Raw genomic sequence first — 17,193 nt, 5'->3', positions numbered from 1 at the left:
ACGTCACCCAGTCATTTGAAAGAGACATTTTTATGCCAGCAGTTATGACCCTAAAAAAAGTTGTTATCAGTGCAATGTTCGGCTTTGCTGTCACTGGATATGGTATTTCAACTGCCAATGCGTCAGTTACCACGTCTCCAGCTAATCACCTACTTTCTACATTGAAGTATGTTGAGCTTGAAGCTGATCAGGGTGATACAAATATGCAGCTTTTTCTCGGGCGTGCTTATTTAGAAGGAACTAATGGTCTTAAGGTTGACCGACTAAAAGGTATGTATTGGTTACAGAAAGCAGCTGTTGATATGCCTGAAGTTAAAACTATGATTGCTGATTTATTTAAAGCAGGTCAGCTTGTACCTAAAGATACGTCGCAAGCTTTATATTGGTATACAGAAGCTGCAAAAGAGGGTTCTGTACCTGCAATGATTGAGCTAGGCTCATATTATGCGTCAGGGGCTACGGGCTCAGTTGATTGTGCTAATGCGATTAAATGGTTCAATGATGCATCAAATGGTGGGTCGTTAGAATCTAAGCGTAATTTAGTATGGTTATATGCAACCTGCACCGACGAACGTATGCGTGATGGTGAACGTGCTCTTAAGTTAGCGAAGCAAGTATTAAGCCGTTCTGGAACGGGTGATGCGGGTGATTATGATAATCTTGCAGCCGCGTATGCAGCATGTGGTGAATTTTCAAAGGCAGTAAACGCACAAAAAGAAGCGATTGGTAAGTTAGAAAAAGCCGTGCCGAGTAATAAAGCTGAGCGAGTAAATACACAGCGTATTGCTAAATTCGAGCAGCGCTTACAGCTTTATAAGCAAAGCCAAACACTTTATAGCGCTTCACTTTAATCATGATTTAATCGCCTATAAATAGATTCCTTATAAAAGGGCTGACTTCTAATACTCTAACGAGTTATGGAAGTCAGCCCTTTTTGATCGCAGCTTATTCTCGTGACAAGAAGCCTATGAAAAATGACTAGCGACTTTTAAAAAGATATAAATTCATCGTTATTGCTTAGCAATTTCGATGGGGTTTGTGTCTTCTAGTCGCATTAATTTATTATACTTTGCGACCGTCTGTTCGAATTGGACTTTTTCTTTGGTTGGAACCGATGACGCCATTGGAATCTTAGCCGTCATTGGGTTTACGGGTTTATTTCTAATCAAAAATTCATAATGAATATGTGGACCGGTAACTCGGCCAGTTTGCCCCGAGAGTGCAATTTGTTGTCCTCGAGATACTTTTTGCCCTTTTTTCACTAAGATTTTACTGTTATGCAAATATCGCGTTCGGTAATTTGTCCCGTGTTGAATAACAATATAACGCCCAGCATAAGGGTGGTTGGTGGTCATTACTACGACACCATCACCGGTAGCTAATACAGGAGTTCCGCTTGGTGCCGCAAAATCGACACCGTTGTGTGGTGCCCGGCGACCAGTAACAGGGTGGCGGCGATTCGCGTTAAAGCTTGAGCTAATACGCCAGCGCTTAGCTGAAGGGTAAGGTAAAAAAGCACGTTGCAGGCTTTCACCGTTTGCATCGTAATAATTACCGTCTTCATGTAAATAGGCTGATATTGTTCTTCCTCGGTTTTCAAGCCGAATAGCCTTTATGTCGTGCAATCCGGTGGCTTTGCCTTCGATGTATTGATTAGCAACGACAACTTCAAAGGTATCGCCAGCCTTAAGATCCCGCGAAAAATTAACCTTATCTTTTAACAAGTTAATGATTTCGTTAATTTCACTGAAATCCAGTCCTGCTTTTTGAGCCGATACCGAGAAGCTGCCATAAATGCTACCAGCAGCAACAGATGACTTCCATGTACCTGGTAACGTAATTTCAACAAACTCAAACCCACCCTCATTCACTCGTTGATAGTCAACGCGCTGAGCTGCATTAAATTCTAATTCTAATTTGTCGAGGCGCTGCCTCGAGTCATCTAACCAGAACCGTAAAAGGTGGCCTGGTCGTAACGTATCAATACGTAAATTGTCCAAGTCAGCTTCCATCACCTGTTGCATATCAGATAGGGGGATGCCGAGTTTTGCAAAAATCTCACTTAGCGTATCACCTGATTGAATCTGATATTCATAGCTAGGCGGGTTTACAATGTCTTTTATTGAGTCGTTGCGAGGGCCCGAAGCGGGGGCTGTGTTTACTGATGTGAATGATGCGATATCTAATTCGATGTCTTGAATAGGACTAGAACGAAAAGATAAAACTGTCGCAACAGTGACCAAAGATAATCCCGCAATGCTTAGTAATTTATAGTTAATAAACTTACTTAATACTGTCATTTTAAACGTCGACATAAATAGAAGTGCTCATCATTATTATTTTTTTGTGTTGTATTTGCGCCAAATAGGCACAAAATTTCACCATAAAAGCACAGCATTTCTGAACGGTAAATGAACTGATGTTTCGAGAGGTTGATTTATAAACAATTAATGATTTGAATTTTACAAGCAACTTCAGGATGTTTGTTTTTTGTTAGTTTTCACGATAATCGACAATGCTTAAAATTGTAATGCAGCTCAGATGTGCTTCAAAATATGTGTGTTTGTAACATTGTTAACTATACTTTTTTAACGGTTACCTCATGAGTCGTAAGGTGAGGTGGGTGGCATATTTAGAATAGGATATTAGCAATGAGTAGCGTCGATAATGTTGCCGATAATGATAAATCAAAATATGAGTGGCGATCATTTATTTTCATCACTGTTTTTCTCTTCCCCATTTTGTCTGTAGCGCTTGTTGGTGGTTATGGCTTCATTGTCTGGGCACTACAAATCTTCTTCCTCGGCCCTCCTGGCCACGGCTAATTCAAATCACAGTCAATAAACAGACAGGTTAAGATTATGATGAGTTTTATTAAAAAGCTGTGGGGCACTTTTTGGCGTCCTGCGGTGCATATTAGTTTAGGTATACTCACGTTAGGCGGCTTTGTTGCTGGGGTGATTTTCTGGGGTGGTTTTAATACGGCACTAGAAATTACCAATACAGAAAAGTTTTGTATTGGCTGTCATGAGATGAAAGATAACGTGTACAAAGAATTACAAACAACGGTGCATTGGTCGAATAATGCTGGTGTAAGAGCAACATGCCCCGATTGTCATGTCCCTCATAATTGGACGGATAAAATAGCAAGGAAGATGCAGGCTAGTAAGGAAGTGTTTGGCGCTATTTTTGGCACGATTGATACCCGCGAAAAATTCTTAGCAAAACGTGGGGAGTTAGCACAACATGAATGGAAACGCTTTGCTTCTAATGGTTCACTCGAATGTAAAAACTGTCACCAATATGAAAGCATGAAGTGGGAGGAAATGTCTCCTTTGGCACAATCGCAAATGAAACAGGCGGCCGAGAAAGATCAAAGTTGCTTGGATTGTCATAAAGGTATTGCTCACAGCTTACCCGACAATATGGATACTTCTGGTGGCATGGTATCGCAGTTAGTGTCGCAATCTCAGAATACCAGCTACACCGAAGGGAGTAATTATTTCAGCGTTCGTTACTTACCTATGTATGAAGATGAAGCATTAACCCAAAGTGGCGGAGAACTGAATCCTGCTTCTGAAGTAAAAGTTGTGGCAGTAAAAGGCAATGCGATACAAATTGAAATTAATGGCTGGCGTAAAACGAAAGGATTTGGACGGGTTATATCTGAAGACTTTGGGATGAATATTCCGACTGCTGCCTTAAGCAAAGATGCTGCGCAAAATAATACGTTAGTACAGAAATTTGAAGAAAAAGAAGATGATTTAACCGGTCTTCCTTGGCAGCGCGTAACAGTGAAATTGTGGATGCCAAAAGAATCGTTAGTAGACAATGTAGATATGATCTGGAGTGAAACTAAGTCTGCTTACACAACCAACTGTAGTGTTTGTCATACTCAGCCAGCAGAAAACCACTTCGACGCCAATACGTGGCCAGGTATGTTTAACGGCATGCTAGCGTTCGTTAACCTCGATCGTGATAGTGAAGCGTTAGTGCTTAAATACCTACAAAAACATTCATCAGATTTTTCTGATTCTGGTCACTAAATAATACCATTCTGGATAAGTTGATAATCAGTTGTTTGTCTAGGGTGGTGTAATAGAGCGAGGGATTTTTTATGTCTCTGAGTCGACGTAAATTTTTGAAAGGGCTAGCAACGACAAGTGCAGTGTCTGTGATTGGACCAAGCCTTTTGGTGCAAGCTGCTAATGCTGCGACAGAAGGTGCAGCCACTACTGCCGATGGGGTCTGGAAGGTATCGGGTTCTCATTGGGGGGCTTTTCGTGCCCGTATTTATAACGGTAAAGTGCAAGAGATTAAGGCCTTAGAATTAGATAAATATCCGACTGATATGTTGAAAGGTATTAAAGGCATTATCTATAGCCCTTCTCGTGTTCGGTACCCGATGGTGCGGCTTGATTGGTTGAAAAAGCACAAATACAGCGGTGAAACACGGGGTAATAATCGCTTTATTCGGGTGACATGGGATGAAGCATTAGATCTGTTCTATCAAGAACTAGAACGGGTTCAGAAAGATTATGGCCCTTGGGCGTTACATGCCGGCATGACAGGCTGGCGACAAACAGGGCAGTTCCACAGCTGTACATCACATATGCAACGTGCTGTTGGTATGCACGGTAATTTCATGACGAAAGTCGGTGATTATTCAACTGGCGCTGGTCAAACTATTTTACCCTACGTGTTAGGTTCAACAGAGGTCTACGCGCAAGCAACATCATGGCCCGAAATCTTATCGAACAGTAAAACGATTGTGTTATGGGGTAACGATCCCTTCAAAAATACACAGGTAGGCTGGCAAGCTGAAACACATGGCTCGTATGAGTATTATGAGCAGTTAAAAGAGAAAGTGGCAAAAGGCGAGATCAAAGTGATCTCTATCGATCCTGTTAAATCAAAAACGCAGAATTACCTGAATTGTGATCAGCTTTATGTGAACCCGCAAACAGACGTGGCATTCATGTTGGCCCTTGCCCATACACTTTATAAAGAAGATCTTTACGATAAAAAGTTTTTAGAGACTTATGCGTTAGGCTTTGATGATTTCTTACCGTATGTACTGGGTAAATCGAAAGATAACGTAGAAAAAACACCTGAGTGGGCCGAAAAAATTTGTGGTGTGAAGGCGGATCAGACGCGCGAACTGGCACGCCTAATAGTAAAAGATCGTACACAGATAATGTTCGGTTGGTCGATTCAACGTCAGCAACATGGTGAGCAGCCTTACTGGATGGGAGCCGTTATTGCTGCAATGTTGGGGCAAATTGGTTTACCGGGTGGCGGTGTTTCTTATTCACACCATTATAGTGGGGTGGGAATTCCTCCTACAGGCGGTGCAGGTCCCGGGGGCTTTCCGCGTAATGTGGATGAAGGTCAAAAGCCTAAATGGGATAACGATGATTTTAATGGGTACAGTAAAACCATTCCTGTTGCACGATGGCTTGATGCGATTTTAGAGCCGGGCAAAGAAATTAAATACAACGGCAGTAAAGTGATCCTGCCAGATACTAAGATGCTGGTGGTGAGCGGCTGTAACCCTTGGCATCATCACCAAGATCGCAATCGAATGAAGAAAGCATTTCAAAAGTTACAAACGGTCGTGACTATTGAGTTTGCATGGACAGCAACATGTCGATTCTCTGACATCGTTTTGCCTGCCTGTACTCAGTTTGAACGTAACGATATTGATTTATATGGTGCGTATTCGGCAAGTGGTATTTTGGCGATGCATAAGCTGGTGGATCCGCTTTATCAGTCGAAAACTGACTTTGATATCTTTACTGAACTAACGCGACGATTTGGTCGCCAGAAACAATATACTCGTGGTATGGATGAAATGGAGTGGGTGCGTATGTTGTACGCCGACTGCAAAAAAGCGAACCAAGCCAATTTCCCTATGCCAGAGTTTGATCAGTTTTGGGCGGATGGCATTGTTGAATTTGGCCCCGGAAAACCCTTCATTCAACACGCCGGATTCCGTGAAGACCCTGAAATAAATCCATTAGGTACGCCTTCTGGCTTTATTGAAATTTTCAGCCGTAAGATTGATCGCTATGGTTATGAGCACTGCCAAGGTCACCCTATGTGGTTTGAAAAATCAGAACGTTCTCATGGTGGGCCACATTCAGATAAATTCCCACTGTGGTTACAATCTTGCCACCCTGATCAGCGTTTACATTCACAAATGTGTGAGTCAGATGAATATCGAGCGACCTATACGGTGCAAGATCGAGAGCCTGTTTACATTAGCCCTGAAGATGCGAAAGCACGTGGCATTAAAGATGGGGATCTGGTGCGAGTATTTAATGATCGAGGGCAACTGTTAGCGGGTGCAAAAGTGTCAGATAACTACCCAACAGGCGTTATTCGTATTCATGAAGGTGCTTGGTATGGCCCGCTAAATGAAAAAATTGGTGCGATTGATACCTATGGCGACCCTAATACGGTTACGCAAGATATCGGGTCATCTGAGCTTGCTCAGGCAACCTGTGCTAATACCGTTATCGTAGAGATTGAGAAGTTTAAAGGTGAAGTACCGCCTGTAACATCATTTGGTGGTCCAATATTTGAAAGTTAAGGTTCATCTTTAACAATACTGAGAGTTGCTTTGGCAGCTCTTTTTATTTTAATGCCAATCGAATAAGTATTTAATAAAATACGCTATGCTTTGGTATAAAGAGCATATTATCGAAAACACAAAAAGAAACCATGATGAAAACAGATCAATCTAGCAGCCCACAAGTCAGTGAAACACAAGACGCGATTCAAGAAGAGAATGTTGCACCAGCCAAAAAACCAGCACCAGTTTATGGCATGGGAGACGCTACGTTACAAGCCGCTGGCGGTGAAGATGGGGTTAAAAAACTGGTTGATGCTTTCTATGATTACATGGACATATTGCCGGAAGCTGAGATTGTACGTGCGATGCATAAGCCCGATCTTACTGATTCTCGTGAAAAGCTCACTACGTTTTTAACTGGCTGGATGGGCGGTCCATCTCGTTATGCTGAAAAATATGGCAGCATGAATATCCCTGGTGCTCATCGTCATCTTTCCATTGGTATTGCAGAAAAAGAAGCGTGGTTATTGTGTATGCAAAAAGCACTTGATGAGCAAGGTTATGATGATGTTTTTAAACGTTACGTTATGGTACAACTTTCTTTCCCTGCTGAAATGTGTCGTAACAGAAGTTAATCTTTTCTTTGCAATAAAGAGCGTTGTTTTATCGTTCTTTATTGCAGGCAATAGCACGTGTCGTACAAGGCGTTAAAATCGTTCTTTCATTGTGATATAGCGATCGCGAATATGTTCAATGAGCGCTTGAATTCGCTTCGATGGCTTTTTTGTATAAGGGTATACAGCGTAAATTCCCACCACTTTACCGGAATGCTCCGGTAACACCTCTATCAACTTTCCTGACTTAAGATCATCAAAGACCAAGCAAGTGGGTAAGTAAGCAATCCCGTTATTCGCCAATGTTGCTTTACGCAGGGCGACGGCGTTATCCGAAGAAAAGTTGCCGTTTACTTTAAGCGTATAAGTTTCAGTGTTATTGCGAATGAATAGCCAATCAAATGGACCTGTGCTTTGTTGGGTATACCCCAGGCAGTTATGGTGTTGAAGGGCTTTTGGTGTTTCCGGAATGCCATTTTTTTCTAGGTAATCGGTTGAAGCACAGATCACCCAGCGAGAATTGAATATGTGGCGGGCAATTAAGCTTGAGTCTTCAAGGTAGCCTGTGCGTATTACTAAGTCATAGTTTTGAGCGACTAAATCAACAAAGTGATTATCCATCGACATTTCTACTGTTAGCCCAGGGTGCTTCTGGCAAAAATCAGAAAGAGCTTCAGCAAGTAATAGTTCTCCTGAAATGGTTGGAACGGATACTCTTATATTACCGGATAGAGCTTCATTATAACCGGTGATGGCATCAAAGGCTGACTGGGCAACTTGGTTAATATCTTTTGAACGGTGATAAAGTATCGAGCCTGGTTCGGTGAGCGTGAGTTTACGCGTGGTGCGGTAAATCAACTGTACCCCAAGTTGATTTTCAAGCTTGCTGATCCGCTTGCTGACGACTGATTTAGTGATTTTGTTTAGCTCAGCCACTTTGCTAAAAGAGGCATGTTCTATAACTTGCGTAAAAAGAACCAGATCATCGATTTGAGGCATTTGGATGTTTCTCGTCGTTGGGTTTGTATAAGTACGGGGTTGATATAAGTATAAAGAGGAAAAGGTCAGTCTCCTAGTTATGATATGAATAACTAGAAGGCTGACCTTAGACGGTTATACCGCGATTAGGCTTCGCACTTACATGTCGTCAATGATGACGTAGGTTGCGTAAATAGGGCCGTGTACACCAATAACTTTGATTAGCTCAATGTCGGCGGTTGAACTTGGACCTGAAATAAAGTTAACGCAAGAAGGTAGGCGTTCACCTTTCTTGGCTTTTTCATGTAAAACCGCAGTGGCCTGAGTGAGTCGTGCAACGAGGTGGCTTTTGGGCACGACAAAGATAGATGCTTCCGGTAATAGACTAATGGCACGACCTTGCGCTGGCTGGCTGTATAGCACCATAGTGCCAGATTCGGCTAAAGCCTGTTCGGCGAAAACAATCCCCACTTTTGCACGCTCGGCAACCTCAATATTCGGACCATATCCAAGTTTTGTATCCCAAATATGAACAATATGCTCAGGAGTATCAAGTTGTTCTGGGTCAAATATGGCCAGCAGACGAGGGTCTGCAGAGACTATTGTCTCGCAAGGTACCTGAGTGGCATCAGTACTGTTATCCTCATCAGTGCAGTATTTTTTACAGACGTCTGCAAGGGTAGTGGTAAGTGCTGCTTTTGTTGTTTCAATAGCCTGTGAACCCAAAGCCGTGCGGGCGTAATTAACGAGCACATCTTTGAGTTCATCGACACTAAACTCAGCCATTACTTCATGGTGGCAAGTGTGCTTTAGCTTAGGGCGCTCAACTGGTTCAGTTTGGCGTGGGCGCCCTAGTTTATTCGCTATATTATCGAGAAAGCTGTCGCGGTTATGAATTTGACTCATGGTTACCACTCCTAAAATTAGTTACGGTTTTTGAACCAGCTACGGAAAGATTGACCATCAGGCTGCGGTAGATCACGCGCTTCAGTCCATTCGCTAATAGCTCCCATTTGCAAAGGCAGTTTACCGTTTCGGATCAAACCACTTGCTACAGTTGCCCCTATTTTTACCGTCTTATCCCACAAGAGTGGGTGAGCATTTATGATGTTAAAGGCACCTACTGCAGCTCGCTCGGCAAGCGGGGTGATTTTTTCCTCTCCCATTTTCTGGCGGTGCTTGAGTAGCAGATCGGAAAGAGGGATTTTGACCGGACAAACATCATGACAGGCTCGGCACAAGCTACAGGCGTAGGGCAGATCTTTAAAGTCATCGTAGCCACCTAATAGGGGTGACAGAACTGCACCAATGGGACCTGAGTATATAGACCCATATGACTGACCACCGATATGGCGATAAGCAGGGCAAGTGTTAACGCAAGCTGCACAACGTACACAACGTAGAATGTCGCGAAATTCTGAGCCTAGAATATCAGAGCGTCCATTATCGACGATGACAAGGTGAAACTCTTCTGGGCCATCAAGGTGCTCTTCCTCACGAGGACCGGTTAGTGCAGTTACATAGCCCGTGAGCGGAATACCAACCGCACTACGACATAGTAGGCTGATGACAATATCGAGCTCTTCAAAGGTAGGAACAATACGCTCCATCCCCATAACAGCGATATGGGTTTTGGGTAGGCTTGTCGCTAATCGTGCATTACCTTCGTTGGTCACCAGTGTTACAGTGCCTGATTCGGCAACCGCGAAGTTACACCCAGTGATCCCAATGTCGGCTTGCAAGAAGTCGTGGCGAATATAATCTCGGACATATCGAGTCAGCTCTTCAGGATCTTCACTACCTTCATAACCAATTTTATCTTTAAATATGTCGCGGATCTGGTAACGGTTTTTGTGTAAAGCAGGTACAACGATGTGCGATGGAGGATCGCAATCGTCAACTTGTAGAATGTATTCTCCCAAGTCTGTTTCAATGACCTCACAGCCATTACGTTCAATGATCTGATTAAGGTTAATTTCCTCTGTGACCATTGATTTGGACTTCACCACCTTTTTAGCATTTTTCGCTTTGATAATGCTTTCTACATAGTTGGTAGCATCACTGGCTGTACGGGCGAAGAAAACTTGTCCGCCATTGTTTTTCACGTTCTCGCTAAGCTGGTGGAGGTAGTAATCAAGGTTTTCTAGCACATGGTCGCGAATATCCATGCCCATTTCTCGCCACTGCTCCCAGTTACCCAGTTTATCAGCCGCTATCTGGCGATTGGTGTACATGCGGGTTTGAGCATTGGCGACAGATTCACGCATAAAGTCATCTTTCATTTGAACTTTGATGCGTTCTTTGAATTTTAGTTTGCTGGTTTTCATTGACATAGTGTGATCTCCTTAGCGGCTCATCAGCACATCGACAATGTGCAATACTTTTATAGGTTTGCCTTCACGGCTAATACGTCCACCAATATTAACCAAACAGCTAATGTCAGCACCGATTAAGTAATCAGGCTCAACTGCTGAAATGTGATGGACCTTTTCTTTCACCATTTCTGCAGAGATATCAGCCATTTTGACGGAGAACGTGCCGCCGAAACCGCAGCAGGTTTCCTGATTTTCGATGGGTAGCATCTCTAATCCTTCAACGTTAGCAAGTAGGGCTAATGGTTCTTCTCGTACATTGAGTTTGCGGATCAAACTGCATGATGGGTGGTAGACCGCTCGGCCTTCAAGACGAGCGCCTACATTGACTGTTCCTAGCTGGTTGACAATAAATTGCGTTAACTCGAACAGGCGATCGGCAACATGTTGTGCACGTTCTGCCCATTCGGGTTCATCGGCGAGGTATTCAGGGTAGCGTTTGATCGATGCCGCACACGATCCTGCAGGCGTGACAATTGGCAGGTCATTGCATTCAAATGCCTTGATTAAATTTTTCATGGCCGGCTTGCTGCTTTCGATATACCCGCTGTTTAGCGAAGGTTGGCCACAGCATCCTTGTTGCTCGGGAAAAATGACTTCGCAGCCAAGCTGTTCAAGTAGCATGACCGTTTTTTTGGCCACTTCGGCTTTAACGGTATCGCATAAGCAGGTGACGAAAAAGTTTACCTTCATAATTGCTCCAGTTGACGGTGATCCGCCATGTATTTCGTTTTGGCAACCGAAGTTGCTGTACTCGCCCTTGTCGATTAACTCTCGGGGCCGTAGGTTATCCGGCAGTCATTGCTGCCGGATTTATTGTTATAGCGGTGCGTATTTTGTAGGGTTAGATAAACACACTCACCACCGCGACAATCGCCCCATAAAGCATCATAGGAATGACTGTGCGTTTAATGATGTAACCTTCTTTATTGGCAATTCCCAAAATGGTTGAGACGGCAATAATATTGTTGATACAGACCATGTTACCCATTGCCCCTCCCACTGACTGAAGTGCCAAAATGGTGGTTTGTGGTAGGTCGACAGTGTGAGCGATGGTTTGTTGGATCCCACCAAAGGTGAGGTTAGACACGGTTGCCGAACCAGAGAAAAAGGCACCAAGTGCGCCCAAGAATGAGGCGAAATACTGCCAGTTAGCGCCCGTTAGTTCGGAGAAAGCGCGCCCCGTTGTCATTATTGGTGAATTGTCGCCACCCATCATCATGAGCTTGACCATAATCAAAGCACCAATAAGGGCGATTAATGGCATTTTTATTCGGCTTGCCGTTTCGCTGAAGACTTGCTTCACCATTGGCTTGGTTAGGCTTAATACTGGAATTGAAATCAACACAACCAATAAGAAAGGGATCAGCGCGGGTACATACAGGGTTTTATAGGCCCATGCCGTATCTGTACCTAAAATATTGGTTAGCTTGATGATCAGGGCTTGGCTTATAGATAGGTCACCGAATGCGCCTAACTGGAAGTTGAATAATGGCGTGGCATCGTTCAGCATGGTTTTGATACCTAGCTGTTGAATACGGGTGACAATCAAAATACTGATTAGAATCAGTGTCGGGCTCATGGCTTTGATAATTTGAGACCGTGGAATGTGTTTAGGCTTATCTAGATTACTTTCGTTTGGTGTTTCTAAACCAATATTAGAACGCGCAAGTAAAATGGAGCCTGCCATACCAATGGCGCCGCCAATGAGTGATGGGAACTCATAATTCCACTGAGCAAGTAGAAAGTACGGAATAGTACAGGCTAATACGCTTAACTGGATAAAAAGAAAGTTACGACGAATTTGCTGCCAGCTTACGACAAAGCGAAGGGCAATTACGGGAATAACAAAAGCAGCAATAGCATGCATTAATGCAGAATTACGGCCTGTAATTAATAGTTCTGCATCTGTAAGCCCAAGATTGCCAAAGCCAAACCATGTTGGTGTACCCACAGCCCCGAAAGAAACAGGTATAGAGTTCATAACCAAGGCAAGCATTGCTACTTTTAAAGGATTAAATCCAAGGCCGACTAAAATAGGTGCAGCAATCGCCGCTGGGGTACCAAAACCTGATGCTCCTTCTATCATGAAGGCAAAAGCCCAGCCAATGATCATTAATTGGGCGACTTGATTTCGGCTGATTGTTTCCAACCATTGACGTATGACGTCTTCTGCACCAGATAAAGCAATAGTACGGTTAAGCAAAATAGCGCCAGCAATAATGGATATTGGCGTAATAGCTGACAAGGTTCCAGCAATAATATTGGCACCAAGAAGGGTGAAATCCGAACCAAAATAAAAAAGTTGTAATATACCAATGAGTGCCGCTGTTGTAGGTAAAGCTATGTGGGATGGCAAAGCATTACGCTTGGTCATCATCCATATCAATAGCAAAATAGGGACTACCGAAATAATCAGGTTTAACATGGGTACTTTCACTCCATCGTGAATCTTATTGTTATAGAAAGCTATTTCTTAATAAAGAAGGCAGGAATGACCTTTTCTGCTTTGTAATTTTGTTTAACGAAATTGCAATGACGACGTCGTGAGTAGAATATTTTAAGTATCAAGCGGATTGGCGCTATGTTTTTTTATTGATGGTTTCATCAGACAAATCATCAATTTGTGATTGATGTTTAGATGTTAAATCAACCCTGTATCATTAATTCAGTACCTTTCAATCACTTACTTTTTTTCTGGTCTTTTTGCTGATAACTGATTGGAGCAGTATTGGAAACAATAATTTTGTAGCAATGCACCAATAGAAGTGTGTGTTTAATAGCGGATTAGGGTGTTTTTACTGAATGACAAAGGAGAGGGATATCGCAGAAGAAATGTAATGTCGTAAAGTTACGACATTACATGGGGTTTGATGAATTTCCTGTTGTAAACTTTCTCTACATATTTACGATTTAAGACAAGATTATGCGACGAGCTCTGGCGTATCTGCTTGGGCCCAATGAACACACTGCTCAGCTAAAATGTCGAGAGAATCTAAACAGTGCTGTGGCTGAGAAATTGTCTGTTTTGCAAGCGCGACAGGTATTTCGGTACAACCAAAAATAACGGCTTCAGCACCACGGTTTAGCATTGCTTCAAAGACGGGTTGCATAAGTTGCTTCCCGTGTTCTACATTCCCTGCTTTGACCGCGTAGATCCCGTTCATTATTGCTTGCTGTTCCGAATCGGTAGTTTCGATAGCATTGATTTGCTGTTGAGCCAGTTTTGTTTGGTACATGCCTGCCATCATTGTAGCGGTTGTCGCGAGCAGACCGACGGTGCGGTAGCGACGGTGTTTCGCTTCGTCAACAACACTGTCGATAATGCTGATGGTGTGTACGTTGCAGCTATTGCTTAGGCGAGTGTACCAATAATGGGCTGTATTACAGGGCATAACAATACATTCGGCGCCAGCTTGCTGTAATTGTTCCATACCTTGTTTTAGTGCTGGATATGGATCTTCACCGTTACTGATAAGATACGCGGTTCTATCTGGAATCTGTGGATTATTACTAACAAGCATCGGAATATGTTGTTGGTCATTATGAGCAGGGGTACGTGAAATAATTTTCTGCATAAATTCAACAGTTGCTAATGGACCCATACCACCAAGAATTCCTAATTTTCTGCTCATGTTATTGTTCCTACAGTATTATTAACTGCAATTACTATAAGATGACGGTAGTTCGATTAGAAATGCCGTTGCTGAAGCTATTATGCCGAATCCGTATGACTAAATAATTAAACTGTGATCATGAGTGGTTGAAATATATCTGGATAGCTTGCTCGTTTCGATATACTACTTTTTTATCTTTAGCTCAAATCTTATGAATATAGAAAGTAAGTGGTTAGAAGATTTTCTGGCTCTCGCGGATGTTCGAAATTTTTCTTTGGCAGCAAAAATACGCAATGTGACCCAGCCAGCCTTTAGTCGACGGATTAAAGCATTGGAGCATATGGTGGGTACGGAATTGGTAGATAGAAGCAAGACGCCTGTTTCTCTTACGCCCAGTGGTCGATTATTTCGGATAACAGCCCGTAGCCTGATGAACCAAATGGTGGATGGAATTGGTCAATTGTCTGATTTATCGAAACTTGGCGGTAATATGGTTCGGGTGGCGGCTGCACACTCATTAGCAACTAGCCTTGTACCGTCTATTCAGCCTAAGTTATTGGCGGGTAAGCATAGCCCCTTATTGAGTGTTGAAGCGATCGATGTCGATCAGGCAATTGAGGAGCTGCAAGAAGGTAGTTGTGATTTGTTATTAGCATTTGATGATGAGTTGCTTCGGTTACCACCCTATCAATCATTACAAATTGGACAGGCGGAGCTGTTGCCAGTTTGTGCGTGTAATAGTGAGGGGCAACCACTTTATCAGCTCACCAAAGACACAGAAGTGCCATGGCTGGCATACAGTCCGAGTTCTTATATGGGGCGTCAAATTGAAGCTATTCGTGATCAGGTTAACCTGAAGGCAGTATTTTTATCATCGATGACAGATTTACTTAAAGTACTGGTACTCAAAGGGCAGGGAGTCGCTTGGTTACCGGATTATGCTATACAGGAAGAATTGGCGAGCGGGAAAGTGGCGGTTGTCGGTGAACCCTATCTTAGATTACCGATCACCTATTATGCTTATCGCTACCAGGCTCGTTTACACCCAGCAGGTGAGCAAGTATGGCAAACATTGCGCAACTTGAACGGTGAATGAATCGACGAAATTATACCGGTGAGTTTACGAACTCTTAAATTTCGGGAAAAGATGTGACTTCATTTCATTGGTTACATTCTACTACCAATTCCTAGGTGGAATGGGTTGTCGTCCTATCTTTCGCTATTCGTTATTCGTGCGTAGTGTTACCGTCATCGCTCTTACTGGTTGTTAAAAGAGACATTATTAAATGGACTTGTCGTTTGAAATTCTTGGGTTACTGTTTTTGGTGGCAGGTGTAGCAGGTTTTATTGATGCGATCGCTGGCGGCGGCGGAATGATAACCGTACCTGCTTTACTTGCCGTTGGTGTACCGCCAGCTCAGGCATTGGCCACAAATAAACTTCAAGGTTCGTTTGGCAGCTTTTCTGCTTCATTATATTTTGTTCGCAACGGTTTTGTCAGTTTGAAGGAAATGCGTAACGCGATTGTGTTTACGTTTATTGGTTCTGCCATTGGTGCTTTGCTTGTTCAGCGTATTGATGCTGGGGTGCTAACAAGTCTGATCCCTGCTTTACTGGTTTGTATTTCGTTGTATTTTCTATTTGCCCCTCAAACGGGTAAGGGAGGAGGCACTCCGAAGCTGTCAGAGAATGCCTTTGCTTTCACCGTTGGTACAAGTATCGGATTTTACGATGGTTTTTTTGGGCCAGGTGCGGGCTCTTTGTTTACGGTTTGTTTTGTTGCTATTGCTCAATTTGGATTAGTGGAAGCAACGGCAAGAACAAAAATTCTTAATTTTACGTCCAATTTTGCAGCATTATTATTCTTTATAATGGCTGGGCTACCGATTTGGGAAATAGGTTTGTTGATGGCGGTTGGTGGCTTTATTGGTGCACGTATGGGGGCAAAGGTAGTCATTTCTAAAGGGCAGAAACTTATCCGACCTATGGTCGTGATTATCTCGATGGTAATGGCGATTAAATTGCTTTGGGAACAGAATCCGCAATGGTTTCAATAAGCTTATTAACACGATCTGATTGATAGCTCTTCGGGCGGTAGCATAAATGAACCGGACGGGTGAGCTCATCAAGAAACTCAAAATGATGGCAGTAAATTGGTTCGATTTTTAAGGTTTTGATGATCGAAACAGGTACTAATGCAGGTGCAACACCACCTAATGCCAGTTGTGCAGCTGCTGTATAAGAGTCCATCTCCATTAACGGAATAATGCCTGCTTTTTGAAGCAAGCTGGCTTGGTTAGCATTTGATGGATTATTGAAGTCATTAACCAGTAACTGCTGGGGCTGCTGTCGCAATGGTTGGTGACTAATAACAGAGAAAGGTTCATTGAATAGGTGACGAGTCGATAGGCCATGTTGGGGGGTTAAATGCCCAGCACAAAAGCCAATTGTTGCATCGCCAGATTGCACTCTCTCGATGATGAACGGGGTATGGTGAGTCGTAATGCTAATGTATGGGTCATGCTGAATGTAAGCCCCCATCATATTACCCAGATAGCCAGCGACTAAGGTTTCGGAACAGGCGAGATTAATGAGGGTATGGTCTTGATAAGGTTGTTGATCAAAGATCAGCCCTTTTATTTCTTTATAGCTTGGTCCGACATTGTCAATAAGCGTAATGGCATCGGCTGTTAGTTTGATATGACGACCAGCAGGTTCGATTAATTTTTTGCCTAATCTCTTCTCTAGTCTTGCAATACGTTTACTGACGGCTGATTGGCTTATATATAGACGGCTACCTGTTTTACTCATGGTGCCTTCTTTAGCCAACACCAATAATGTTTCGATTCCTTCTAATAGCACACTGTTATCCAATCATTGAATTATTGGAATTAATATAATCATGCTTTAGGTTGAAAGCTAGGGGTTGGAAGATTATTACTTGATATACAGTGATAGAAGGGAGTAATGCGTTCACTGTGGGCGTACCACAAGAAGGTGTTTTGGGTATAAATAAAGAAAGCCAATAAAAATCG

The 17,193-nt window shown here is 43.0% G+C and carries 15 protein-coding genes; 7 read left to right on the top strand and 8 right to left on the bottom strand.

What is annotated here, in order from left to right:
- The first annotated feature begins 32 nt into the window (after positions 1-32).
- Complete coding sequence (locus tag C9J47_RS20245) at positions 33-851, top strand: tetratricopeptide repeat protein (RefSeq protein ID WP_107255118.1); 819 nt, start codon at positions 33-35, stop codon at positions 849-851.
- A 159-nt stretch (positions 852-1,010) separates the two neighbouring features.
- Here the strand turns inward: C9J47_RS20245 and C9J47_RS20240 are convergent, their stop codons facing one another.
- Positions 1,011-2,315: a peptidoglycan DD-metalloendopeptidase family protein gene (locus C9J47_RS20240; protein ID WP_107255117.1), complete on the bottom strand. Its 1,305-nt coding sequence runs from the start codon at positions 2,313-2,315 to the stop codon at positions 1,011-1,013.
- Between the two features lie 336 nt (positions 2,316-2,651).
- On the opposite strand from C9J47_RS20240, the gene torE reads away from it, so the two are divergent.
- The 4 genes from torE to C9J47_RS20220 all read left to right on the top strand — a co-directional run bounded on the left by torE (position 2,652) and on the right by C9J47_RS20220 (position 7,212).
- Positions 2,652-2,825 (top strand): trimethylamine N-oxide reductase system protein TorE, encoded by a 174-nt coding sequence (gene torE / locus C9J47_RS20235; protein ID WP_107255116.1) that lies wholly within the window; start codon positions 2,652-2,654, stop codon positions 2,823-2,825.
- Positions 2,826-2,861: 36 nt separating this feature from the next.
- Positions 2,862-4,046, top strand: a complete 1,185-nt coding sequence (gene torC / locus C9J47_RS20230; protein WP_107255115.1) for a pentaheme c-type cytochrome TorC — start codon at positions 2,862-2,864, stop codon at positions 4,044-4,046.
- A 71-nt stretch (positions 4,047-4,117) separates the two neighbouring features.
- Positions 4,118-6,595: a trimethylamine-N-oxide reductase TorA gene (gene torA, locus C9J47_RS20225; RefSeq protein WP_107255114.1), complete on the top strand. Its 2,478-nt coding sequence runs from the start codon at positions 4,118-4,120 to the stop codon at positions 6,593-6,595.
- 134 nt (positions 6,596-6,729) lie between these two features.
- Complete coding sequence (locus tag C9J47_RS20220) at positions 6,730-7,212, top strand: group II truncated hemoglobin (RefSeq protein WP_107255113.1); 483 nt, start codon at positions 6,730-6,732, stop codon at positions 7,210-7,212.
- A 72-nt stretch (positions 7,213-7,284) separates the two neighbouring features.
- Here the strand turns inward: C9J47_RS20220 and C9J47_RS20215 are convergent, their stop codons facing one another.
- The 6 genes from C9J47_RS20215 to cuyB form a co-directional block, all read right to left on the bottom strand.
- Positions 7,285-8,190: a LysR family transcriptional regulator gene (locus C9J47_RS20215; protein WP_107255112.1), complete on the bottom strand. Its 906-nt coding sequence runs from the start codon at positions 8,188-8,190 to the stop codon at positions 7,285-7,287.
- A 138-nt stretch (positions 8,191-8,328) separates the two neighbouring features.
- Positions 8,329-9,075 carry a LutC/YkgG family protein gene (locus C9J47_RS20210; RefSeq protein WP_107255111.1) on the bottom strand — a complete coding sequence of 249 codons (747 nt, stop codon included), beginning with the start codon at positions 9,073-9,075 and terminating at the stop codon, positions 8,329-8,331.
- A 17-nt stretch (positions 9,076-9,092) separates the two neighbouring features.
- The gene (locus C9J47_RS20205) at positions 9,093-10,502 is read right to left on the bottom strand and encodes a LutB/LldF family L-lactate oxidation iron-sulfur protein (protein WP_107255110.1); all 1,410 of its coding nucleotides are present in this window, start codon (positions 10,500-10,502) and stop codon (positions 9,093-9,095) included.
- A 12-nt stretch (positions 10,503-10,514) separates the two neighbouring features.
- On the bottom strand, positions 10,515-11,234 hold the full coding sequence (locus C9J47_RS20200) for a (Fe-S)-binding protein (RefSeq protein WP_107242736.1): 720 nt from the start codon (positions 11,232-11,234) through the stop codon (positions 10,515-10,517).
- A 151-nt stretch (positions 11,235-11,385) separates the two neighbouring features.
- Positions 11,386-12,969 carry an L-lactate permease gene (locus C9J47_RS20195; RefSeq protein WP_107255109.1) on the bottom strand — a complete coding sequence of 528 codons (1,584 nt, stop codon included), beginning with the start codon at positions 12,967-12,969 and terminating at the stop codon, positions 11,386-11,388.
- A 496-nt stretch (positions 12,970-13,465) separates the two neighbouring features.
- Positions 13,466-14,176 carry a cysteate racemase gene (cuyB, locus tag C9J47_RS20190; protein ID WP_107255108.1) on the bottom strand — a complete coding sequence of 237 codons (711 nt, stop codon included), beginning with the start codon at positions 14,174-14,176 and terminating at the stop codon, positions 13,466-13,468.
- A 193-nt stretch (positions 14,177-14,369) separates the two neighbouring features.
- Between cuyB and C9J47_RS20185 the strand changes: the two genes are divergently transcribed.
- Positions 14,370-15,254, top strand: a complete 885-nt coding sequence (locus C9J47_RS20185; protein WP_107255107.1) for a LysR substrate-binding domain-containing protein — start codon at positions 14,370-14,372, stop codon at positions 15,252-15,254.
- A gap of 190 nt (positions 15,255-15,444) precedes the next feature.
- On the top strand, positions 15,445-16,215 hold the full coding sequence (locus tag C9J47_RS20180) for a TSUP family transporter (protein WP_107255106.1): 771 nt from the start codon (positions 15,445-15,447) through the stop codon (positions 16,213-16,215).
- Here the strand turns inward: C9J47_RS20180 and C9J47_RS20175 are convergent.
- A complete protein-coding gene (locus C9J47_RS20175) occupies positions 16,175-17,020 on the bottom strand; it encodes a LysR family transcriptional regulator (RefSeq protein WP_107255105.1) in 846 nt (281 codons plus the stop codon). The two genes, C9J47_RS20180 and C9J47_RS20175, sit on opposite strands and share 41 nt — an antisense overlap.
- Positions 17,021-17,193: the final 173 nt, after the last annotated feature.

The sequence above is a fragment of the Photobacterium indicum genome, assembly GCF_003026215.1.
Taxonomy (GTDB): domain Bacteria; phylum Pseudomonadota; class Gammaproteobacteria; order Enterobacterales; family Vibrionaceae; genus Photobacterium; species Photobacterium indicum.
This window is presented reverse-complemented; position numbering and strand designations above follow the sequence as displayed.